General features: G+C 63.6%; 20 protein-coding genes and 1 tRNA gene. 14 read left to right on the top strand and 7 right to left on the bottom strand.

Going from position 1 to position 21302, the window contains the following annotated elements:
* Positions 1 to 429: 429 nt before the first annotated feature.
* Positions 430 to 2052: an L-aspartate oxidase gene (gene nadB, locus DNK59_RS15310; RefSeq protein ID WP_110723732.1), complete on the top strand. Its 1623-nt coding sequence runs from the start codon at positions 430 to 432 to the stop codon at positions 2050 to 2052.
* Here the strand turns inward: nadB and DNK59_RS15305 are convergent.
* Both DNK59_RS15305 and DNK59_RS15300 read right to left on the bottom strand, forming a co-directional pair.
* Positions 2015 to 2467 carry a protein YgfX gene (locus tag DNK59_RS15305; RefSeq protein WP_110723731.1) on the bottom strand — a complete coding sequence of 151 codons (453 nt, stop codon included), beginning with the start codon at positions 2465 to 2467 and terminating at the stop codon, positions 2015 to 2017. The two genes, nadB and DNK59_RS15305, sit on opposite strands and share 38 nt — an antisense overlap.
* Positions 2451 to 2705, bottom strand: coding sequence for a succinate dehydrogenase assembly factor 2 (locus tag DNK59_RS15300; RefSeq protein ID WP_016963899.1), 255 nt, complete (start codon positions 2703 to 2705; stop codon positions 2451 to 2453). Before DNK59_RS15300 ends, DNK59_RS15305 begins: the two co-directional genes overlap by 17 nt.
* A 149-nt stretch (positions 2706 to 2854) precedes the next feature.
* Between DNK59_RS15300 and DNK59_RS15295 the strand changes: the two genes are divergently transcribed.
* Entirely contained in the window at positions 2855 to 3796 is a 942-nt protein-coding gene (locus tag DNK59_RS15295) for a folate-binding protein YgfZ (RefSeq protein WP_110723730.1), read from the top strand.
* A 37-nt stretch (positions 3797 to 3833) separates the two neighbouring features.
* Complete coding sequence (locus tag DNK59_RS15290) at positions 3834 to 4655, top strand: HDOD domain-containing protein (RefSeq protein ID WP_092320338.1); 822 nt, start codon at positions 3834 to 3836, stop codon at positions 4653 to 4655.
* Between the two features lie 3 nt (positions 4656 to 4658).
* On the opposite strand, the gene DNK59_RS15285 is transcribed toward DNK59_RS15290, so the two are convergent.
* Together DNK59_RS15285 and DNK59_RS15280 are read right to left on the bottom strand one after the other, a co-directional pair.
* Complete coding sequence (locus tag DNK59_RS15285; protein ID WP_092320337.1) at positions 4659 to 6044, bottom strand: sensor histidine kinase; 1386 nt, start codon at positions 6042 to 6044, stop codon at positions 4659 to 4661.
* Positions 6037 to 6708 (bottom strand): response regulator, encoded by a 672-nt coding sequence (locus tag DNK59_RS15280; RefSeq protein WP_092320336.1) that lies wholly within the window; start codon positions 6706 to 6708, stop codon positions 6037 to 6039. The genes DNK59_RS15285 and DNK59_RS15280 overlap by 8 nt, the downstream gene beginning before the upstream one ends.
* Before the next feature lie 236 nt (positions 6709 to 6944).
* On the opposite strand from DNK59_RS15280, the gene DNK59_RS15275 reads away from it, so the two are divergent.
* From DNK59_RS15275 to DNK59_RS15255, 5 genes are all read left to right on the top strand, one after another.
* The gene (locus DNK59_RS15275; protein ID WP_110723729.1) at positions 6945 to 8237 is read left to right on the top strand and encodes an OprD family porin; all 1293 of its coding nucleotides are present in this window, start codon (positions 6945 to 6947) and stop codon (positions 8235 to 8237) included.
* Positions 8238 to 8412: 175 nt separating this feature from the next.
* The gene (locus DNK59_RS15270; protein ID WP_110723728.1) at positions 8413 to 9399 is read left to right on the top strand and encodes a tripartite tricarboxylate transporter substrate binding protein; all 987 of its coding nucleotides are present in this window, start codon (positions 8413 to 8415) and stop codon (positions 9397 to 9399) included.
* 58 nt (positions 9400 to 9457) lie between these two features.
* The gene (locus DNK59_RS15265) at positions 9458 to 9916 is read left to right on the top strand and encodes a tripartite tricarboxylate transporter TctB family protein (protein ID WP_110723727.1); all 459 of its coding nucleotides are present in this window, start codon (positions 9458 to 9460) and stop codon (positions 9914 to 9916) included.
* Between the two features lies 1 nt (position 9917).
* On the top strand, positions 9918 to 11432 hold the full coding sequence (locus DNK59_RS15260) for a tripartite tricarboxylate transporter permease (RefSeq protein ID WP_092320332.1): 1515 nt from the start codon (positions 9918 to 9920) through the stop codon (positions 11430 to 11432).
* Entirely contained in the window at positions 11425 to 12450 is a 1026-nt protein-coding gene (locus tag DNK59_RS15255; protein WP_110723726.1) for an AbrB family transcriptional regulator, read from the top strand. The genes DNK59_RS15260 and DNK59_RS15255 overlap by 8 nt, the downstream gene beginning before the upstream one ends.
* A 71-nt stretch (positions 12451 to 12521) precedes the next feature.
* Here DNK59_RS15255 and ung read toward each other — a convergent pair whose 3' ends face one another.
* Complete coding sequence (ung, locus tag DNK59_RS15250) at positions 12522 to 13214, bottom strand: uracil-DNA glycosylase (RefSeq protein WP_092320330.1); 693 nt, start codon at positions 13212 to 13214, stop codon at positions 12522 to 12524.
* Positions 13215 to 13346: 132 nt separating this feature from the next.
* Between ung and DNK59_RS15245 the strand changes: the two genes are divergently transcribed.
* Positions 13347 to 14459 (top strand): enoyl-CoA hydratase/isomerase family protein, encoded by a 1113-nt coding sequence (locus DNK59_RS15245; RefSeq protein ID WP_110723725.1) that lies wholly within the window; start codon positions 13347 to 13349, stop codon positions 14457 to 14459.
* Between the two features lie 49 nt (positions 14460 to 14508).
* Here the strand turns inward: DNK59_RS15245 and DNK59_RS15240 are convergent, their stop codons facing one another.
* A complete protein-coding gene (locus tag DNK59_RS15240) occupies positions 14509 to 14895 on the bottom strand; it encodes a hypothetical protein (RefSeq protein WP_110723809.1) in 387 nt (128 codons plus the stop codon).
* A 303-nt stretch (positions 14896 to 15198) separates the two neighbouring features.
* Here DNK59_RS15240 and DNK59_RS15235 point away from each other — a divergent pair, with 303 nt between their 5' ends.
* From DNK59_RS15235 to DNK59_RS15215, 5 genes are all read left to right on the top strand, one after another.
* A complete protein-coding gene (locus DNK59_RS15235; RefSeq protein ID WP_110723724.1) occupies positions 15199 to 16686 on the top strand; it encodes a sensor domain-containing diguanylate cyclase in 1488 nt (495 codons plus the stop codon).
* Positions 16679 to 16897, top strand: coding sequence for a cysteine-rich CWC family protein (locus DNK59_RS15230; RefSeq protein WP_110723723.1), 219 nt, complete (start codon positions 16679 to 16681; stop codon positions 16895 to 16897). Before DNK59_RS15235 ends, DNK59_RS15230 begins: the two co-directional genes overlap by 8 nt.
* 35 nt (positions 16898 to 16932) lie before the next feature.
* Positions 16933 to 17625 carry a pseudouridine synthase gene (locus DNK59_RS15225; RefSeq protein WP_092320326.1) on the top strand — a complete coding sequence of 231 codons (693 nt, stop codon included), beginning with the start codon at positions 16933 to 16935 and terminating at the stop codon, positions 17623 to 17625.
* A 324-nt stretch (positions 17626 to 17949) separates the two neighbouring features.
* Complete coding sequence (locus DNK59_RS15220) at positions 17950 to 18834, top strand: alpha/beta fold hydrolase (protein ID WP_092320325.1); 885 nt, start codon at positions 17950 to 17952, stop codon at positions 18832 to 18834.
* Between the two features lie 157 nt (positions 18835 to 18991).
* Positions 18992 to 19065: transfer RNA gene (locus tag DNK59_RS15215), tRNA-Gly, on the top strand.
* Between the two features lie 247 nt (positions 19066 to 19312).
* On the opposite strand, the gene DNK59_RS15210 is transcribed toward DNK59_RS15215, so the two are convergent.
* Entirely contained in the window at positions 19313 to 21088 is a 1776-nt protein-coding gene (locus DNK59_RS15210) for a sensor domain-containing phosphodiesterase (protein ID WP_110723722.1), read from the bottom strand.
* Positions 21089 to 21302: the final 214 nt, after the last annotated feature.

Below are 21302 nucleotides of genomic sequence, written 5' to 3'. Positions count from 1 at the left end.
CACGAAAAACGCAGCGCGGGCGAGGCCGGCTGCGCGAATAATCCTGTCGTCGATTTCTGTCACAAGGAACAGACTGCAAACCCTGGCCAGAACCGACGCTGTCCCTTCTTTCAGGCAACCTTCTATTGAGTTTGGGGCCTTGGCAAAAGTTCCCAATCTTTATAGCTGTGCCAAACGAAGATTGTGTAACGGTGAAGAGAAAAACCGCCCTACTTCTTCGATCAGCCCGCACGGAAGCTGGAACGCCGCGAGTAGAGGCTGGTCGAGAGCAACGCTTTTGCTCAGCGAGGTCGCACAACGCCATGAAGGCGCGACTATTGTGCCGATCCACCCCTCTATATACTAGTGGGCTGTGTGGCTGCCTTGACTCGCCGATTCAGGCGTCTTGCGCCAACCCCGTATTGGGTCGCTTTGAGCGGAATCCTTTAAATGAGCCAACAGTTTCAACACGATGTTCTGGTGATTGGCAGCGGCGCCGCCGGCTTGAGCCTGGCCCTTACCCTGCCCAGCCACCTGCGTATTGCCGTCCTGAGCAAGGGCGACCTGGCCAACGGCTCGACCTACTGGGCCCAGGGCGGTGTAGCAGCCGTGCTGGACGATACCGACACCGTCGAGTCCCACGTCGATGACACCCTCAATGCCGGCGGCGGCTTGTGCCATGAAGATGCGGTGCGCTTTACCGTCGAGCACAGTCGCGAAGCCATCCAATGGCTGATCGACCAAGGCGTCCCCTTCACCCGCGACGAAGACGCCGGCAGCGATGAAAGCGGCTTCGAGTTCCACCTGACCCGCGAAGGCGGCCATAGCCACCGGCGGATCATCCATGCCGCAGACGCCACCGGCGCGGCGATCTTCAAGACCTTACTGGCCCAGGCCCGACAACACCCCAACATCGAGCTGCTGGAGCAAAGGGTCGCCGTCGACCTGATCACCGAAAAGCGCCTGGGCCTGGAAGGCGATCGCTGCCTGGGGGCCTATGTGCTCAATCGCAGCACCGGCGAAGTCGACACCTTCGGCGCACGCTTCGTGATTCTCGCCTCCGGCGGTGCGGCCAAGGTCTACCTCTATACCAGCAACCCCGACAGCGCCTGTGGTGACGGCATCGCCATGGCCTGGCGCTCGGGCTGCCGGGTAGCCAACCTGGAATTCAACCAGTTCCACCCCACCTGCCTGTATCACCCGCTGGCCAAGAGTTTCCTGATCACCGAAGCCCTGCGCGGCGAAGGCGCCCACCTCAAGCTGCCCAATGGCGAACGCTTCATGCCGCGCTTCGATCCTCGGGCCGAACTGGCTCCGCGAGATATCGTCGCCCGGGCCATCGACCACGAAATGAAGCGCCTGGGGATTGACTGCGTCTACCTGGACATCAGCCACAAGCCGGCCGAGTTCATCAAAAGCCATTTCCCGACGGTGTATGAACGCTGCCTGGAGTTTTCCATCGACATCACTAGGCAGCCGATCCCGGTGGTGCCAGCGGCCCACTACACCTGTGGCGGGGTAATGGTCGACCAGCAGGGCCGCACCGACGTGCCCGGCCTGTACGCCATCGGCGAAACCAGCTTCACCGGGCTGCACGGGGCCAACCGCATGGCCAGCAACTCGTTGCTGGAGTGCTTCGTCTATGCCCGATCGGCAGCCGCCGACATCCTTGAGCAACTGCCCCAGGTCTCGATTCCCGCCGCCCTGCCCGCCTGGGACGCCAGCCAGGTCACCGACTCCGACGAAGACGTGATCATTGCGCACAACTGGGATGAACTGCGGCGATTCATGTGGGACTACGTGGGTATCGTGCGCACCAACAAGCGCCTGCAACGGGCTCAGCATCGGGTGCGCCTGCTGCTGGATGAGATCGACGAGTTCTACAGCAACTACAAGGTCAGTCGCGACCTGATCGAGTTGCGCAACCTGGCCCAGGTCGCCGAGCTGATGATCCTCTCGGCCATGGAACGCAAGGAAAGCCGCGGCCTGCACTACACACTCGACTACCCGCAGCAGTTGCCCGAGGCCCGGGACACTATTCTGCAGCCGCCCACCTACGCCGGCCGAACTTGAGCCGCACCCGCAGGCGCCGATGCACGTCGGCCGCCTGCGCATCCCGCGGGACACACAGAGCACGCACCCACGGTTCGCCGTGCACACGAAAACGCAGCACCACGATCAGCGGCAACGCCAGGCTGTCAGGGCGCAACTGCACAGCCTGCCAGCCCCTGGCCGTGCTCCACAACTGCCAGCCCTGTGCCGAATGCCGCAAGCCTGTGAACGCCCTGGGATGAGTCAGGAGAATCTGTCGAGGCAGCACCCAACCGGCATGCAACAGGCACAGCAACAGCCCCAGGAACTTGGCGACAGGCGCGCACTGCAAAAGAAAAATGGCCGCCACGGCGAGTGCCTGGGCCATCAGGTAGGCCGCCAGCAGTTGCCTTGAAGCACGCCAGCGGCACTCGAACACGCTACTTGGGTTGGACACGGTCCAGAATCATGCGAACCATGCGCTGCAGCTCAGGGTCCTCGGACTCGCTGCGCTCCATGAACCAGCCGAACATGTCCTGATCCTCGCACTCCAGCAGCTTGCGATAGCACTCGCGATCAGTCTCATCGAGATGCGGGTACACCTCCCTGACGAACGGCACCAGCAACACGTCCAGCTCAAGCATGCCGCGACGGCTGTGCCAGTAGAGGCGATTCAGTTCAACATCTTCAACCATGGAGCGCTCCTCAAATAGAGCGCAAGTATACAGCCCGGGGAACACGAGAACAGTCGGCTTTGGTCGGTCACCGGCTATCCTTTGTGAACTATCCATTTCAGGGGCGCCCCCTTATGATGTGCCCCAGACTTTTTACCCTGCGATGAACCATGGCTGACTCCGCTTTTTTCTGCCCCCTGTCCCACGAAGGCGTCCTCGCCGTCCGCGGCCCTGATGCCAGCAAATTCCTTCAGGGTCAGTTGACCTGCAACCTCAATTACCTCAGCGACAGCCAATCCAGCCTCGGCGCGCGCTGCAACCAGAAAGGTCGCATGCAGTCGAGTTTCCGCATCCTTGTGCAAGGTGACGGTTGCTTGCTGGCCATGGCCAGTGAACTGCTCGAGCCGCAACTGGCCGACCTGAAGAAGTACGCCGTGTTCTCCAAGGCCAAGCTCAGCGACGAAAGCGCCAACTGGGTGCGTTTCGGCCTTGCAGGCGGCGACGCCACCCTCAGCGGCCTGGGCCTCGAACTGCCCCAGGAAGACGGCGCCGTGGTCCGGTCCGACGACCTGATAGCCATACGCGTGTCCAGCGACCGCGCCGAACTCTGGGCCCCGGCCGAACAGGCCGAGCACCTGGCCCGGCAATTGGCCGCGCAACTGCCCGAGGGCGAGCTCAACCAGTGGCTGCTGGGCCAGATCCGCGCCGGCCTCGGCCAGGTCATGGCGCAGACCCGCGAGCTGTTCATTCCACAGATGCTCAACCTGCAAGCCGTGGGTGGCGTCAGCTTCAAGAAGGGCTGCTACACCGGCCAGGAAATCGTCGCCCGCATGCAGTACCTGGGCAAGCTCAAGCGCCGCCTGTACCGCCTTGCCTTGCCCGCAGGCGAGCTTCCCGTCCCGGGTACCCCGCTGTTCTCCCCTACCCACGGCAGCGCCATCGGTGAAGTGGTACTGGCCGCCCGGGCAACCGATCAGGTGGAACTGCTGGCCGTATTGCAGGCCGAGGCGGTGGAAGACGGCAACCTGCACCTGGGGGCACTTGAAGGGCCCAGCCTGCACTTGCTGGATCTGCCTTATCAGCTGGACCGCGATCGCGAAATCCAGCGTTGATCGCTCCTCCTTTCCTGCAACACCCTAGAGAACTGAAATGACTGAGCTGGCGCAAAAGGTCCAACGGGATTTGGTGGAGGCCATCGACAACGATGACCTGGTCCTGCCAACCCTACCGGAGGTGGCCATGCAGATTCGCCAGGCCGCCGAAGACCCGGAAATCAGCGTCAGCACCCTGAGTAAAGTGATAAGCCGCGACACCGCGTTGTCGGCACGGCTGATCAAGGTGGTCAACAGTCCCCTGCTGCGGGCGACCCAGGAAGTCACCGACCTGCACACCGCGATCACCCGCCTGGGAGTCAACTACAGCAGCAACCTGGCCATAGGCCTGGTGATGGAGCAGATCTTCAACGCCCGCTCCGAAGTGGTGGCGCAAAAGATGCACGACGTCTGGCGTCGTAGCCTGGAAGTGGCCGGTGTCAGCTATGCCCTGTGTCGCAGCTACACCCAGCTCAAGCCCGACCAGGCGGCCCTGGGCGGCCTGGTGCACCAGATCGGCGTACTGCCGATCCTGACCTACGCCGAAGACCATTACGAACTGCTGTCCGATCCGGTCAGCCTCAACCACGTGATCGAGCGTATCCACCCCTTGCTGGGAGACAAGCTGCTGCAGGTCTGGGAGTTCCCCGAACAACTGGTGGCAATCCCCGGGCAGTACCTGCACTTCGACCGCCAGGGCGCCGGGATCGACTACGTCGATCTGGTGCAGGTGGCGACCCTGTACTGCCACAAGGACACTGATCACCCCCTCTCGCGGATCGACGCCTTCAGCGTGCCGGCCTTCAAGAGGCTGGGGATCGACCCGGAAAACCAGGCCATGTGCAACGATCTGCAAGCATCCCGCTCAATGCTCTACTGATGCTCATCCGGCGATAAAACTCACCCGCACCTTCAGCCCCGAAGGCTCGCCGTCATGCAGGCTGATCTGGGCCAGATGGGCGCGACAGATCTCCCCCACGATCGCCAAGCCCAATCCCGAACCGGCCACCTGCTGATTGCGCCGATAGAAACGCTCGAAGACCCGGTCCCGATCCTCCAGGGGAATCCCCGGCCCATCGTCCTCCACCTCCAGCACCCCCGGGGCAAAGACCCGCAGCACCACATTGCCGCCCGGCGGCGTGTGGGCCAGGGCGTTGTCCAGCAGGTTGCTCAGCAACTCGTTGAGCAAGGTCGGCTCGCCCTTGAGCCACACCGGCTCGTCGGCCTCCAGCGCCAGGGCCACACCCCGGGCATGGGCCAGGGGCGCCATGGCCATGCCCAGTTCCCGAGCCAGCTGGCTCAGATCGAGCAACTGCGCACCGCCTTCGGCAATCGCCCGGGCGCCATTTTCCACCCGCGCCAGGGACAGCAGCTGATTGGCCAGATGAGTCAGGCGATCAGTGCCCTGGGCCGCGCCTTCCAGGGTCGAACGCCAGGTCTGCGGTTCGTCCGAGCGCAAGCCCAGCTCCAGGCGGGCCTTGAGCGCGGCCAAGGGCGTGCGCAACTCATGGGCGGCCTCGGCGATGAACTGCGCCTGGCGCTCGAACTGCCCGCGCAGACGTTCGGTGAAATGATTCAAGGCCCGCACCAGGGGCCACAACTCGCGCTGCACCGACACCAGCGGCAGTGGCCGCAAGTCATCGGGCTGGCGCTCTTCCACCGCACCGCGCAAACGCTCCAGCGGCCGCAACGCGGCACTCACCGCAAACCACACCAGCAGCAACGCACCGATGGCCAGCATGCCCAGGCGCAGCAAGGTATCGGCCATCAGGCTGCGGGCCATGGCGACCCGCGCCTCGTCGGTCTCGGCCACGCGGATTTCCGCCATGCCGTTCATGTTCGGCTCGCTGACTGCCTTGAGCAGGCTCACCACCCGCACGTTCTGTCCCAGGTAAGTGGCGTCATAGAAGCGCGCCAGGGCCGGGTAGTCATCGGTACGCGGAGTGCCCGGCGGCGGACCGGGGAGGTTTTCGTAGCCGGAAATCAGTTGCTGGTGAATGTCGTTGACCTGGTAGTAGATGCGCCCGGCGCTGTCGTAGGCGAAGGTGTCCAGGGCCACATAGGGCACATTGGCGCTCAGGCTGCCGTCGCGCTGGGACAGGCCGGCGGCGATGGTCCGTGCCGAGGCCAGCAGGGTCCGGTCGTAGGCGGTGTCGGCGGCCTCGCGGCCGTTCCAGTAGGCGCTCAAGCCGCTGGCCAGCATCAGCACCACCAGCAGCAGCGCCAGGTTCCACAGCAACCGCCAGCGCAGGCTGCTGGGCTTATGCATCGCGGCTTTCCAGCAGGTAGCCGAGGCCACGGAAAGTGACGATGGCGACCGTGTGGCCATCGAGCTTCTTGCGCAGGCGATGCACATAGATCTCGATGGCATCGGGGCTGGCCTCCTCATCCAGGCCGAACACCTGGGATGCCAGCTGCTCCTTGCTCATCACCCGGCCAGGACGGGCAATCAACGCCTCCAGCACCGCCTGCTCGCGAGACGTCAGGGTCAGCAGTTCCTCGCCCAGAGTGAAGCGTCGGGTGTCCAGGTCATAGGCCAGCACCCCGCAGCGCTGCTGGCGTTCGCCGCCCAGCACGCTGCGGCGCAACAGGGCCTTGACCCGGGCTTCCAGCTCGGTCAACTCGAACGGCTTGGCCAGGTAATCGTCGGCGCCCAGGTTCAGGCCATGGACCCGGTCCTTGACGTCGCTGCGGGCGGTGAGCATCAGCACCGGCAGGTTCTTGCCCCGGGCCCGCAAGCGTGCGAGCACCTCGAAACCGTCCATGCGCGGCAGGCCGACATCGAGGATCGCCACGGCGTACTCCTCGCTGCCCAGGGCCAGGTCGGCGGCCACGCCATCGTGCAGCACATCCACGGTCAGGCCGGTGCTCTTGAGCGCCTGGGCGACACTTTCGGCCAGTTGCAGATGGTCTTCGACGAGCAGGACTCGCATGGATGATTACCTCGTTTCAGGGGGATCGACGCCGCTCTTTGGCGCGGAGTGTACCGCCGCATCCGCCGCTGTGAAGCCCGAAAACCGGGAAAATGCACTGAAAGGTTAGCGAAAGGTTGGCCCTTTAGAGTCCCGCTACGGACAGTCTCGACTGCCCTGGTCTAAACGACCGCTGACCCGCAAAACGCCTCGAAGCGTTTTCGTCGACAATAAGAACAATAACGGAGTACCCCTGGATGCCGTCCACGCGCCCTCACGCCGCCACACCTGTATTTTTTCCCCGTCTGACCCCGACCGCCCTGGCCAGCGCCGCGGCCCTCGCCGGTGTCGCCCCCTTGAGCCAGGCCGCCTTTCTCGAAGACAGCAGCGCCACCTTCGAAACCCGCAACATGTACTTCAACCGCGACTTCCGCGAGGGCACCAGCGCCCAGCAGTCCAAGCGCGACGAATGGGCCCAGGGGTTCATGCTCAACCTGCAGTCGGGCTATACCGAAGGCACCGTCGGCTTCGGCCTGGACGCCCTGGGCATGCTCGGGGTCAAGCTCGATTCCAGCCCCGACCGCACCGGCACCGGCCTGCTGCCGACCCACGATGACGGGCGCGCCGCCAATGAGTACTCCAAGCTCGGCCTGACCGGCAAAGTGAAGATCTCCGCCAGCGAACTGAAAATCGGCAGCCTGATTCCCGAGTTGCCGATCCTCAAGCCCAACGACGGGCGCATCCTGCCGCAGACCTTCGAAGGCGGCTTGCTGACCTCCAAGGAGATCAAGAACCTGACCTTCACCGGCGGCCGCCTGGACAAGGCCAAGGACCGCGACGACAGCAACTACGAAGACATCCGCCTCAACAACAAGAACAGCCGCTTCGCCGGCACCGTGGCCGGCAAGCACTTCAACTTCGGCGGCCTGGACTACAAGTTCACCGACAAGATCACCGGCAGCTACCACTTCGCCCAACTGGACGACGTCTACAACCAGCACTTCCTCGGCCTGCTGGCGTCCCGCCCCCTGGGGCCTGGTACCTTCGCCAGCGACCTGCGCCTGGCCATCAGCGATGACCAGGGCCAGGCCCGAGGCGGCAAGATCGACAACCGCTCCCTCAACGGCCTGTTGAGCTACGCCCTGAGCGGCCACAAATTCAGCGCCGGCTACCAGCACATGTCCGGCGACAGCGCCTTTCCCTATGTCGATGGCAGCGACCCGTACCTGGTGAACTTCGTACAGATCAACGATTTTGCCGGTGCCGAGGAACGCTCCTGGCAGGCCCGCTACGACTACGACTTCGCCAAGCTTGGGGTGCCCGGCCTGAGCTTCATGACCCGCTACATCAGCGGCGACAACATCGCCCTGAAAAACGGCGACACCGGCAAGGAGTGGGAGCGCAACACCGAGATCAAGTACGTGGTGCAAAGCGGCACCTTCAAGAACGTCGCCGTGCGCCTGCGCAACGCCACCTACCGCTCCAACTATTCGGCTCGCGACGCGGATGAAGTGCGCCTGCTGGTGAGTTACGCCGTAGCCCTGTGGTAAGCCCGCGAGCAAGCCTCGCTGTTTCACCATTGCGTAGGAGCTGGCTTGCCAGCGAACAGGCCCGCAAGCCCTGCACAGGGCTCAAGGCTCTTTCGCCGGCAAGCCGGCTCCTACGGAAAAAAGGGTCGTGGATGACCCGGACAGACCGATAACAACAACTCCTGTGGAGACAATCATGGACTTTTCATTGCGCAACCTCGCCCTCACCGCCGGCTGCATGCTGTTCGCCGGCCAGTTGCTGGCCGCGTCCGCCGAACCCAAGCGCCCGGAATGCATCGCCCCGGCCTCCCCCGGCGGCGGCTTCGACCTGACCTGCAAGCTGGCGCAAAGTGCCCTGGTCAACGAGAAGATTCTGACCAAGCCGATGCGCGTGACCTACATGCCTGGCGGGGTCGGCGCCGTGGCGTACAACGCCGTGGTAGCCCAGCGCCCCGCCGACGCCGGAACCCTGGTGGCCTGGTCCAGCGGCTCGCTGCTGAACCTGGCCCAGGGCAAGTTCGGCCGCTTCGATGAAAGCGCAGTGCGCTGGCTGGCGGCAGTGGGCACCAGCTACGGCGCCATCGCCGTGAAAAGCGATTCGCCCTACAAGACCCTCGACGATCTGGTCCAGGCCCTGAAGAAAGATCCAAGCAAGGTGGTGATAGGTTCCGGCGGCACCGTGGGCAGCCAGGACTGGATGCAGACCGCGCTGATCGCCAAGGCCGCCGGGATCAACCCCCGGGACCTGCGCTACGTGGCCCTGGAAGGCGGCGGCGAAATTGCCACCGCCCTGCTGGGTGGCCACATCCAGGTAGGCAGTACCGACATCTCCGACTCCATGCCGCACATCCTGGCCGGCGACATGCGCCTCTTGGCAGTGTTCTCCGAACAGCGCCTGGACGAGCCGGAAATGAAAGACATCCCCACCGCCAAGGAGCAGGGCTACGACATCGTCTGGCCGGTGGTGCGCGGTTTCTACCTCGGGCCTAAGGTCAGCGATGCAGAGTATGCCTGGTGGAAGGAAGCCTTCGACAAGCTGCTGGCCTCCGAAGACTTCGCCAAGCTGCGTGATCAGCGCGAACTCTTCCCCTTCGCCCTGACCGGCCCCGAGTTGGACACCTATGTGAAGAAACAGGTGGCCGACTACAAGACCCTGGCCAAAGAGTTCGGCCTGATCCAGTGACCGCCCCTTGCTGACGGCCCGGCCCTCGCGCATCGAGGGCCGCGCCCGGGAGTTACCCATGCTCGTTCAACGTCTCTTCGCCGCGGTGTTGCTGCTGGCCTGCGCCAGCCTGGCACTGATGGCCTGGCCGTATCAGGCGGCCTTTTCCTACGAACCCGTGGGCCCGCGGGCCTTCCCTCTGCTGATGCTCGGCCTGATGGGCCTGGCCTTGCTGTACATGCTGTTTCGCCCGGCGCCGATCAAGCACAGCGAAGACGAACCACCCCTGGACCGGGCAACCCTGAACAAGATCACGATCTGCGTGGCCTTGCTGCTGGTGTTCGCCGGCACCTTCGAACCCCTGGGGTTCATCATCGCCAGCATCCTCATCGGCGTACCGATGGCCCGGCTCTATGGCGGTCGCTGGCTGCCCAGCCTGGTGATCATCAGCCTGCTCAGTGTCGGCCTCTACTGGTTGTTCGACCGGGTCATGGACGTACCACTGCCCCTCGGCCTGCTCGACGTTCTGGAGAATTGATATGGATACCCTCAGTTATCTGGGCCAGGGCTTCGGCGTTGCGCTGACTCCCTACAACCTGGTCACCGCCCTGTCCGGCACCCTGATCGGCACCGTGGTCGGCCTGCTCCCGGGCCTGGGCCCGATCAACGGCGTGGCGCTGCTGATCCCCATCGCGTTCGCCCTGGGCCTGCCACCGGAGTCGGCATTGATCCTGTTGGCGGCGGTGTACCTGGGCTGCGAATACGGCGGGCGCATCAGCTCGATCTTGCTCAACATCCCTGGCGAAGCCTCCACCGTGATGACCACCCTCGACGGCTACCCCATGGCCCGCAAAGGCCTGGCTGGCGTGGCCTTGTCACTCTCGGCCTGGAGTTCGTTCATCGGTGCCTTCATCGCCACCTGCGGCATGGTGCTGTTCGCCCCGCTGCTGGCCAAGTGGGCAATCGCCTTCGGCCCGGCGGAGTATTTTGTGCTGATGGTGTTCGCCATCGTCTGCCTGGGCGGTATGGCCGGCGACCGGCCGTTGAAGACCTTCATTGCCGCGCTGATCGGGCTGTTTCTGTCGGCGGTGGGCATCGACGCCAACAGCGGCGTGTACCGTTTCACCGGGGACAACATCCACCTCACCGACGGCATCCAGTTCGTGGTGCTGGTGCTGGGCCTGTTCTCCATCAGCGAGATCCTGTTGCTGCTGGAGAAGACCCATCGCGGCCAGGAAGCGGTGAAGGCCACCGGACGCATGATGTTCAACCTCAAGGAAGCGGCCTCGGTGTTCGTGGTGAACATCCGCTGTGGCCTGCTGGGCTTCATCATGGGCGTGCTGCCCGGCGCCGGCGCGACCCTGGCCAGCGCCGTGGCCTACATGACCGAAAAACGCATCGCCGGTGCCAGCGGCACGTTCGGTGAAGGCGACAAGCGCGGCCTGGCCGCCCCGGAAACCGCCATCGGCGCCTCGGCCTGCGGTGCCCTGGTGCCGATGCTGACCCTCGGCGTACCCGGCTCCGGCACCACCGCGGTGATGATCGGCGCGCTGTCGCTGTACAACATCACCCCGGGTCCGCTGCTGTTCCAGCAGCAGCCGGATATTGTCTGGGGCCTGATCGCTTCGCTGTTCATCGCCAACATCATGCTGGTGATCCTCAATATCCCGATGATCCGCATCTTCACCCGCATCCTCGCGGTGCCCAACTGGGCCCTGGTGCCGGTGATCGCGATCATCACCGGGATCGGCGTCTACGCAGTGCATGCCACCACCTTCGACCTGTTCTTGATGGTCGGCATCGGCATCTTCGGCTACATCCTGCGCAAACTGGACTTCCCGCTGTCGCCGGTACTGCTGGGCTTCATCCTCGGCGGCCTGATGGAACAGAACCTGCGCCGGGCGCTGTCGATCTCCAACGGCGCCATGGAGATTCTCTGGTCGAGCCCGATCACCGTCGGGGTCTGGGTGCTGACCCTGATCATGCTGCTGATGCCGTTGCTGCGTATCTGGCGCAAGCGCGCGGCCCAGCAACGTGCCGTGGCCGATGTCTGAAGCCCGCTTGAGGCAATGGTGGGGCACGCCCCTGGTGGGCCTGGCTGGCGGTTACCTCGCCAGCCAGGTCGGCTGGCCGCTGCCGTGGATGGTCGGCTCGTTGCTGGCGATCATCCTGGTGCGCTGCCTGACGCCCTGGCAATTGGCGGAGATCCCCGGCGGGCGCAAAGGCGGGCAATGGGTGGTGGGCATCGGCATTGGCCTGCACTTCACCCCGCAGGTGATGGAGCAGGTACTGAGCCACTTCGGCCTGATCTTCTTCGGTGCCCTGGTCACCAGCCTGTCCAGCGTGGTCGGGGTCTGGTTGCTGCGACGCACCGGGGAAGACCGGGCCACGGCGTTCTTCTCCAGCATGCCCGGCGGCTCCGGGGAGATGGTCAATCTCGGCGCCCGTAACGGTGCGGTGCTCAGTCGGGTAGCGGCCGGGCAGAGCCTGCGGGTGCTGACGGTGGTGCTCTGCGTACCGGCGGCGTTCAAGTACCTGTTGGGGGAAGGCACCCCGTCCCAGCACGCCAGCAGCGTGGACTGGCAGTGGCTGGCCCTGCTGTTCCCGGCCGGAGCGCTGCTGGCCTGGCTCTGGCAACGCCTGCGCCAGCCCAATCCCTGGCTGTTCGGGCCCTTGTTGCTGAGCGCGACGGCGAGCATCGCCTGGGACCTGCACATCGGCCTGCCTGACGGCGCCAGCCAGTTGGGCCAGTGGCTGATCGGCAGTGGTTTGGGCTGTCACTTCAACCGGGAGTTCTTTCGTCGGGCGCCCTCGTTCATGGGCCGTACCCTGATCGCCACCGCCCTGACCATGCTGATGGCCGGCCTCGCGGCCCTGGGCCTGAGCGTGCTGACCCGCCTCGATCTGCGTTCGCTGACCCTGGGCATGATGCCCGGCGGTATTGCGGAAATGAGCCTGACGGCAGAGGTACTGCAACTGTCGGTGCCACTGGTGACGGCGATGCAGGTGATGAGGTTGTTGTTCGTGCTGTTTCTTGCAGAGCCCCTGTTCCGGCATTGGAACCGGGACTGAAAGTCTTGTTCGCCGGCAAGCCGGCTCCTACAGGGGATGTTGGAGCCAGCTTGCCGGCGAAAGGGGCTTGATCAAACCGGCGGCAGGCGCCACTCGATCGGCGTCTCGCCGTTCTGCTCAAGGTATTTGTTGGTGCGGCTGAAGTGCCCGCAACCGAGGAAGCCACGGTAGGCCGACAGCGGCGACGGGTGCACCGAGGTCAGTACCAGGTGCTTGGTGGCATCGATCAGTTTCTGCTTGCTCTGGGCATGGGCGCCCCACAGCAAGAACACCAGGTGCGGCTGATGCTCGCTGACCACTTCGATGATCCGGTCGGTGAAGAACTGCCAGCCCTTGCCCGCATGGGACGCAGCGTTGGCCCGCTCCACGGTCATGGTGGTGTTGAGCATCAGCACGCCCTGGTCGGCCCAGCTTTGCAGGTAGCCATGGTTGGGAATGTCGATGTTCAGGTCGCGCTTGAGCTCTTTATAGATGTTCACCAGCGACGGCGGCGCCGGTACGCCGGGCTGCACCGAGAAGCACAGGCCGTGGGCCTGGCCCGGCCCGTGGTACGGATCCTGGCCGAGAATCACCACCTTGACCTTGTCCAGCGGCGTCGAATTCAAGGCGTTGAAGATCATCGGTCCCGGCGGGTAGATTTCCTTGCCGGCGGCATGTTCCCGGCGCAGGAACTCGCGCAGTTCGCTCATGTAGGGCTGCTCGAATTCGGCCCGCAGGGCCTCCTTCCAGCTCGGTTCGAGTTTGATACGATCGTCAGCAGTCATGGCCAGGCCCGTGAAAAAACAATGGCCGCACCCTAGGAAAGCCGACTTCGCTTGTCAATTGATCTGACACAGATCCGGCACTTTCCCTACCAGCGATCATACTGATCGCTTGTATTGCTCCTCGAGGTCACGATGAACCTGCAAGTCGAAGCACTCACCGGCAGTGATGGCGCCCGCATCGCCATTGCCACCCTGGACGCGGAAAAAACCCTGAACGCCCTGTCGCTGCCGATGATCCAGCAACTGAGCGAACACCTCGACGCCTGGGCCAAGGACCCGCAAGTGGTCTGCGTGCTGTTGCGCGGCAACGGCACCAAGGCCTTCTGTGCCGGTGGCGAAGTGCGCAGCCTGGCCCAGGCATGCCTGGATCATCCGGGCGAAGTGCCGGCCTTGGCCGGGCATTTTTTCGCCGCGGAATACCGTCTCGACTATCGCCTGCACACCTACCCCAAGCCGGTGATCTGCTGGGGCCACGGCTATGTACTGGGCGGCGGCATGGGGTTGCTGCAAGGGGCCGGCATCCGCATCGTCACCCCCAGCAGTCGCCTGGCGATGCCGGAGATCAGCATCGGCCTGTATCCCGATGTTGGCGCCAGCTGGTTCCTTTCACGCATGCCCGGCAAGCTCGGGCTGTTCCTTGGCCTGACTGGTGCCCACATCAACGGCCGCGACGCCCTGGACTTGAACCTCGCCGACCGCTTCCTGCTGGATGAGCAACAAGAGGCCCTGATCGAGGGCCTGCTGCAACTGAACTGGCAGGAACAAACTCCGCGCCAGCTCAACAGCCTGTTCAAGGCCCTGCAACAGGAAGCCCTGGAGCACATGCCCGCCGCTCAATGGCTGCCGCGCCGACAGCAGATCGACGCTTGGCTGGATGTCAGTGACGTAACCGCCGCCTGGCAGGCCATCGTCCAGTTGCACGGTCACAGCGACGGCCTCTTCAGCCGCGCAGCCAAGACCCTTGGCGAAGGCTGCCCGCTGACTGCGCACCTGGTGTGGGAACAGATTCGCCGGGGCCGCTTCATGTCGCTGGCCGAAGTCTTCCAGATGGAATACACCCTGAGCCTGAACTGCTGCCGGCATCCGGAGTTCGCCGAGGGCGTGCGTGCGCGCCTGATCGACAAGGATCAGCAACCGCACTGGCATTGGGCGGATATCAATCAGGTGCCCGAGGCCGTGGTCGAAGCGCACTTCCACAAGGCCTGGGAAGGTCGCCATCCCCTGGCGGACCTGACGGATTACTAAAAAGCCCATAGCCGCCCGTGGCGGCTATGGGCTCCTGGCCCCGGCAGGATCAGTGGCCGCGCCCACCTCGTCCATGGTCGCCACGGCCACGCCCGCCGTGACCGCCCCAGTCCTGGTCGCCACCGTTGTCATTGTTCCAGTTGCCATGACGCTCGTGCCCGCCCCAACCCTGCGCGGGATAGGGCCGGTAGACCGCCCGGGGAACCTGGTAATAACGCGGGGCCGGTGAGTAATAGCGCGGCGCCGGCTGGTAGTAGCGCGGCGCGTAGTAGCTGCGTCCGGTGGAGTAATAGGAAGCGCCGCCACCGTAGTAATAGGCCGGTGCCGGGGTGCTGTAGACCTCGGAGCTGTAGTAGCTGGAGCCACCATCGTAATAAGGGACACACGCGCCAAGACTCAAACCCAGTAATGCAACAAGCAGAAGTCGACGATACATGGCGGCCTCCTGGACCGCGAAGAAGCCACGCCAGCGACGCTGGCAGGCGGCAATCAGCAACAGGCTGACTGACGAAGTATCTGACCGCAAAAATGCCTTCCGGTGCGATTCTGGCAACACATTTATACAAGTCATGCGACCGCTGGTAGGCCGCCGCCCATGGCGCCTCAAGGCGTCGGCCGGAGGCGACGCAAGAGGCGTTTGCAATGTATCGATACCCAGACAATTCAGTGCGCTGATGAACGAGTCATTTGCCCGCCATGCCACTAGAATGCGTCATCGGGCCACTCTCACGGAATCGCCATGCCGCTTCGTTCTCCCCTGTATTCGCAACGTTCGCTGGTGCTGGTCCTGATCACCTTGCTGGGCAGTGGCTTCCTCGCCACCTCCCTGCTCAGCTACTACGCCTCGCGGGATTCGATCCGCGACAACATCGTCAACACCGAGCTGCCACTGACTTCTGACACTGTGTATTCGGAAATCCAGAAGGACCTGGTACGGCCGGTGCTCATCTCCTCGATGATGGCCCGCGACACCTTCATGCGTGACTGGGTGGTGGCCGGCGAGCGCGACCCCAGCCAGATGACCCGCTACCTCAATGAGGTCATGACCCACTACGACGCCTACACCGCGTTCTTCGTGTCCAACACCAGCCTCACCTACTACCAGGCCAAGGGCGTGCTGAAGAAGATCAAGGTCGATGAGCCCAGGGATGCCTGGTACTTTCGCGTGCGTGACATGGCCGCGCCCTATGAAATCAATGTCGACCCGGACCTGGCCAACCAGGACAAGCTGACTTTCTTCATCAACTACAAGGTCCACGACTATCAGGACCGCTTCATCGGCGCCGCCGGCGTCGGCCTGACGGTAGACGCGGTCATCAAGCTGATCGACAAGTACCAGCAGCGCTACCAGCGCAGCGTGTACTTCGTCGACACCTTCGGGCGCATCGTGCTGACCGGTGCCGATGGCGGCCCCCAGGGTGCCCGCAGCGGCCAGTCCCTGCATGACCTGGCGAGCTTGAAAGAACTGATGCCCCAACTGCCCAAGCCCCACAGTGGCAGCTTTGAATACTCGACCCAGGGCCAGGGGCATTTTCTCAATGTGCGTTTCATTCCCGAGCTGAACTGGTACCTGTTCGTCGACAAGCGCGAAGATGGCGCCCTCAGCGGCATCCGCCAGTCGCTGTACCTGAACCTGCTGATCTGCCTGGTGATCACCAGCATCGTGCTGATCCTGCTCAGCAGCGTGGTGCGCCGCTACCAGCGCAAGATCGAAACCCAGGCCACCCTCGACAGCCTGACCCGCCTGCCCAACCGCCGCGGTTTCGACCTGCTGGCAGCCCAGGCCTTGCAAGAGGCGCGGCGCGATCTGACACCGCTCTGCGCCCTGCTGCTGGACCTGGATCACTTCAAGCGTCTCAACGATACCTACGGCCACCTGGCCGGGGATCAGGTGCTCAGCGGCTTCGCCCGGGACCTGCAGGATTGCCTGCGCCAGTCCGATATCGTCTGTCGCTGGGGCGGCGAGGAATTCATCGTATTGCTCAAGGACACCGAGAGCGGGCCCGCCCTGCAGATCGCCGAGAAGATTCGCCAGCTGACCGAGCGGCAGCGCTACTACTATGAAGGGCAACCCCTGCAACTGACCGTCAGTATCGGCTTGACCGCCCTGCAACCGGAGGACACCCTGCACAGCCTGCTGTCCCGTGCCGACCATGCGATGTACCGCGCCAAGCAAAGTGGACGTAATCGAACCTGCGTGGAAATGCCTCACTCCAGCCATGAATGAACCTGACCTTTGCCCGGCCTGCGGTGCCCGCAACGACTGCGCCCTGGCCGACCCACGCACGGCGGACCAAGCCTGCTGGTGCTATAGCGTGAGCATCGACCCGGCCATCATCGAGGCCCTGGCGCCGCAACTGCGCGACCGTGCCTGCCTGTGCCCGCGCTGCGCCGGGGTCGAGGCGCAGTTGCGCGCCGGCACCCTGCCCAGCTCCTGAAACCCGCCCTCGTCCACTGCCAGCGATCCCCTGCCATGCGCCTCGACCGTTTCCTCAGCAACCTGCCGCGCTTCAACCGCCAACAGGTGCGCCTGCTGCTGGTGCAGCGGCGCGTGCGTATCGACGGTCAGCCGGTCAGCGATCCACGGGCCGAGGTCGATGAATTCAGTCGGGTGGAGCTGGATGAGGACGTGCTGCAGGCCGGCAAGCCGGCACGCTACTTCATGCTGCACAAGCCCATGGGTTGCGTCAGCGCCACCCGCGATCCCGAGCACCGGACCGTGCTGGAGCTGATCCACGAGCCGGACCCGCAGGAACTGCACATCGCCGGACGCCTGGACTACAACACCACCGGGCTGATGCTGATCACCAACGACGGCCACTGGTCGCGACGCCTGACCCAGCCGCAGACCAAGCTGCCCAAGCTCTACTACGTGGAAACCGAAGACGAGATTGGCCCCGAGTACATCCAGACCTTCGCCGAGGGCCTGTATTTTGCCTTCGAAGACCTCACCACCCTGCCCGCGCAGTTGCAGATCCTCGGTCCGCGCAGCGCTCGACTGAGCATCGTCGAAGGGCGCTATCACCAGGTCAAACGCATGTTCGGCCACTTCAACAACAAGGTGCTGCGCCTGCATCGCGAACGCATGGGGCCGCTGCTGCTGGACGAACGGCTGGCACCTGGCGAATACCGGCCCCTGAGCGCCGACGAAATCCGCCTGATCTGAAGTACCCCCTGCCCGGACGACCGCTGGGCAGAAGCTGTCGAACAATTTGTCCAATCGACTTGCAGGTTGCCGATTGCCCTGCTTGAATCACTCCGTCGGCCGAAATGTGACCGACGAGTCACGAACAGACATCTAAGAAACCTTTTGCCGGCCTGAGCCCTGCCTGCTCTGCATTTCCCCGGCAAATCGCCCACCTATAACAACACCCGTCGACCTGCCTTACCGGATCGACATGGGCTCCCATTCCAGGCGTATGCCTACCTGTCACATTGCCCGTGCACACTCAGTGATGCGCGCATACCCGCTTGCCAGGAGTCTTATGACATGAGGCCAGAAATCGCTGTGCTGGATATACAGGGTCAGTATCGGGTTTACACGGAGTTCTATCGCGCAGATGCCGCAGACAAGACCATCATTCTGGTCAACGGTTCGATGGCCACTACTGCGTCCTTTGCGCAGACCGTGAAGAACCTGCACCCGCAGTTCAACGTGGTGCTCTACGACCAGCCCTACGCGGGCCGCTCCAAAGCCCACAACAAACACGAACGGATGCTCACCAAGGAAGTGGAGGGGCAGATCCTCCTGGAGTTGATCGAGCACTTTGCCGCCGAGCATGTGCTGTCGTTTTCCTGGGGCGGCGCCGCAGCCTTGCAGGCTCTGGCCCAGCGTCCACGGCGCATCGAGAAGGCGGTGATCAGCTCGTTCTCGCCGGTGATCAACGAGCCGATGCGCGACTACCTGGAGCGCGGTGTCGACTACCTCGGCAACCTCGACCGCCATCGCGTCGGCCACCTGGTCAACGACACCATCGGCAAGCACCTGCCCTCGCTGTTCAAGCGTTACAACTATCGCCACGTCAGCAGCCTGGCGGAACACGAGTACGGGCAGATGCACTTCCACATCAGCCATGTGCTCAACGGCGACCGGCAGTGCTACTTGCGGGCGGCGAAGAAGATCCAGGTGCCGGTGCTGTTTCTCAACGGTGAGTGGGACGAGTACACCTCGGCCAACGACGCCAAGCTGTTCGCCGACCATGTGCAGCAAGCGAGCTTCAGCACCATCCAGGCCACCGGGCATTTTCTCGACATGGAACACAAGGCCGCCTGCCGCGACAGCCGCCAGGCATTGCTGGGATTCCTCAAGCCGGGTCAGTACGACGCTCGAACGCGCGCGCACTATGATCAGCCTCAGCATGCACGGGCGATCTGACCGTGCAGCGTCACAGGTGGGCCAGACGTCCTTGAAAAACCCTGTTTTTCCTGGCGCATGGCCCACCTGCGGCGAACAGCGATGACACGCAAGCACAGGTCAGATAAAGAAAAACTTCAAATCTGCGGCCACATCTGGTACAAAGTCAGCCGTTCGAGCGGGTGTCGTATAATGGCATTACTCCAGCTTCCCAAGCTGATAACGAGGGTTCGATTCCCTTCACCCGCTCCACTTCCTCTATCTGCAAGCCTGTGCAGATGTCCGTAGCAGTTCATCAAGTCCTCGCTTCAAGCGTTTTCCTCGACTCCCGCTTCTCAAGCACAAGCCTCGTCCGGATGCTCCGGGTTCATCACTGACCTGCCGCGCACCTGGGCTGATTGCCAAGCAAAAGCTGGCACCACCGCCCCCGGGCGAACTGCGCGAGCCACCGCTAGCCGCCCCTGCTGCACAACCGCCCCGACAGCTTTGTCCAGCCCGCTCAGAAGACCTGCTGCAAGGGAAAGCGCCGGGCACCGCTGCGAGCGAGGAATTTCTCCTGGCCCATGGGCCGCGCCAGAAAATACCCCTGGGCTTCATCACAGCCGAAAGTGCGCAGCATCTGCAGACATTTGAAGCTCTCGATGCCCTCGGCCACGGTGCGGTAACCCAGTTCCCGGGCCAGAGCGATCACCGAGCGGGTGATCTTCTGGTGCTGGGCGCTGCTCTCAAGGTCGGTGACCATGGACTTGTCGAGCTTCACCACATTGGCCGGAATCTGATGCAGGTAGGCGAAGTTGCTGTAGCCGGTGCCGAAGTCGTCGATGGCCACATCCATGCCCAGGCCGCGAATCTTGCTCAGTTGATCCAGCACCGTGGGGTTGGAGCGCAGCCAGGCGCCTTCGGTGATTTCCACTTCCAGGCGCTGTGGGTCGATGCGATGACGCCGGCAGGCATCGCGCAGCACATCGGCAATGTCCTGGTCCTCGAAATCCTGGGGCGAGAGGTTGATCGACAGACGCTGCACGTCGCTGGAACTCCAGCGCTGCAGGCGCTCCAGCACGGCATTGATCACCCAGTGGGTCACCCGGTGGATCAGCGTATTGCGCTCCATGACCGGAATGAACTCCGCCGGTGAAATCGGCCCCAGCCACGGATGATCCCAGCGGATCAGCGCCTCGGCGCCGACCTGAGCGCCATCGGGCAGGGCGAAGCGCGGCTGGAACATCAGGTAGATCTGCCCGCTGTCCAGGGCTTCGCTGATGTCCGAGGCGAGGTTGAAGGCCCGCCGATAGGCCTGGTCACGCACCACATCGTAAGGTGCCCAGGTGCTGCGGCCGAGGGTCGCCAGTTCCAGGGCGAACATCGCCTTGCGCAGGACGTCGGGCACCGCGTCGCGGTCCGTGAAGAACTCCACCGTACCCGCGCACACCCCGGGAATCATCGGCAACTCCAGGCCCGGCGGCTGACGGCGCAGACGCCGCACCAGCCCATCCAGAAAGCGCTCGATCCCGGGGGCCGCCGGCAGCAGGAAACCAAAGCGCTTGACCGACACGTGATACACCCGCACATGCCGCCCCAGGTAGGTGAGCAGTTGCTGGGCCAGGAAGCGCACGATGGTTTCGAATGGCGCCAGGCCCATGGCCAGGGTCAGCTCGTGGGCCACGGTCATGTCCACCGCATCCACCAGCACCAGCACGCGCCTTTCTCCCGGATGCTCCTCCGCCAGGTCGTACAGATCGCTCTGGAACTGTTCGCGGTTGGGCAGGCCGCTCACCGGGTCACGCCGGGTCAGGCGCTGACGCTGCTCGACCTGTTCCATCACCAGCGATGCCAAGTCACGCAATTGCTGGCGCTCGGCGGCATTCAGGCGCTGGGGCTCTTTGTCGATGACGCACAGACTGCCAATCGCATGCCCGGTGGAGGTAATCAGTGGCGCACCCGCATAAAAGCCGATGCCCGGCTCATCGGTCACCAAGGGATTGGAATGGAAGCGCACATCCTGACGGGCGTTTTGTACCTCGAACACATCATCAGTTCTGATGGTGTAAGCGCAGAACGATTGCTCGATGGGGGTCTGTTCGGCCGCGAACCCCACCCGCGACTTGAACCATTGCCGATCACGGTCCACCAGGGTGATCAACGCCGTGGGCACCTTGAAATACTCGGCGGCCAGCCGGCAGATACGGTCAAAACGCTCGCAACGGGCGGTATCCAGCAGTTCCAGGGCATACAGGGCAGCCAGGCGCTGCTCCTCGGCCAACGCCTTATCGGGCATACGCCGTCTCGGGCAGGTTCAACACACTCATCAGCAACCTATCTCACTCACGGGGGGATACAACGATGCCCGGAAACCGGGCCGGGCCTTGAAGTAATGGCATTACGACATCTATCGACAGCATGACGCAGTGACTGGTGCTTGCCAATTCCATCCGTCGGACGAACGGTCGACGGCCAGCGTCTGAACGCTTCGTTGAAACACTTGATCTAGA

The organism is Pseudomonas sp. TKO26 (assembly GCF_003225665.1).
Lineage (GTDB): Bacteria > Pseudomonadota > Gammaproteobacteria > Pseudomonadales > Pseudomonadaceae > Aquipseudomonas > Aquipseudomonas saponiphila.
Note: the sequence above shows the minus strand (reverse complement) of the source record. Positions and strands in the feature narration are given on the sequence as shown.

Bases quoted from the DNA above. Each gene is read 5' to 3' on its own strand.
- DNK59_RS15275 (WP_110723729.1), top strand. From the start codon at position 6,945: ATGCCGTCCACGCGCCCTCACGCCGCCACACCTGTATTTTTTCCCCGT.
- DNK59_RS15290 (WP_092320338.1), top strand. From the start codon at position 3,834: ATGACTGAGCTGGCGCAAAAGGTCCAACGGGATTTGGTGGAGGCCATC.
- ung (WP_092320330.1), bottom strand. From the start codon at position 13,214: ATGACTGCTGACGATCGTATCAAACTCGAACCGAGCTGGAAGGAGGCC.
- DNK59_RS15265 (WP_110723727.1), top strand. From the start codon at position 9,458: ATGCTCGTTCAACGTCTCTTCGCCGCGGTGTTGCTGCTGGCCTGCGCC.
- DNK59_RS15210 (WP_110723722.1), bottom strand. From the start codon at position 21,088: ATGCCCGATAAGGCGTTGGCCGAGGAGCAGCGCCTGGCTGCCCTGTAT.
- DNK59_RS15300 (WP_016963899.1), bottom strand. From the start codon at position 2,705: ATGGTTGAAGATGTTGAACTGAATCGCCTCTACTGGCACAGCCGTCGC.
- DNK59_RS15245 (WP_110723725.1), top strand. From the start codon at position 13,347: ATGAACCTGCAAGTCGAAGCACTCACCGGCAGTGATGGCGCCCGCATC.
- DNK59_RS15270 (WP_110723728.1), top strand. From the start codon at position 8,413: ATGGACTTTTCATTGCGCAACCTCGCCCTCACCGCCGGCTGCATGCTG.
- DNK59_RS15230 (WP_110723723.1), top strand. From the start codon at position 16,679: ATGAATGAACCTGACCTTTGCCCGGCCTGCGGTGCCCGCAACGACTGC.
- DNK59_RS15220 (WP_092320325.1), top strand. From the start codon at position 17,950: ATGAGGCCAGAAATCGCTGTGCTGGATATACAGGGTCAGTATCGGGTT.
- DNK59_RS15280 (WP_092320336.1), bottom strand. From the start codon at position 6,708: ATGCGAGTCCTGCTCGTCGAAGACCATCTGCAACTGGCCGAAAGTGTC.
- DNK59_RS15255 (WP_110723726.1), top strand. From the start codon at position 11,425: ATGTCTGAAGCCCGCTTGAGGCAATGGTGGGGCACGCCCCTGGTGGGC.
- DNK59_RS15235 (WP_110723724.1), top strand. From the start codon at position 15,199: ATGCCGCTTCGTTCTCCCCTGTATTCGCAACGTTCGCTGGTGCTGGTC.
- DNK59_RS15225 (WP_092320326.1), top strand. From the start codon at position 16,933: ATGCGCCTCGACCGTTTCCTCAGCAACCTGCCGCGCTTCAACCGCCAA.
- DNK59_RS15285 (WP_092320337.1), bottom strand. From the start codon at position 6,044: ATGCATAAGCCCAGCAGCCTGCGCTGGCGGTTGCTGTGGAACCTGGCG.
- DNK59_RS15240 (WP_110723809.1), bottom strand. From the start codon at position 14,895: ATGTATCGTCGACTTCTGCTTGTTGCATTACTGGGTTTGAGTCTTGGC.
- DNK59_RS15260 (WP_092320332.1), top strand. From the start codon at position 9,918: ATGGATACCCTCAGTTATCTGGGCCAGGGCTTCGGCGTTGCGCTGACT.
- nadB (WP_110723732.1), top strand. From the start codon at position 430: ATGAGCCAACAGTTTCAACACGATGTTCTGGTGATTGGCAGCGGCGCC.
- DNK59_RS15295 (WP_110723730.1), top strand. From the start codon at position 2,855: ATGGCTGACTCCGCTTTTTTCTGCCCCCTGTCCCACGAAGGCGTCCTC.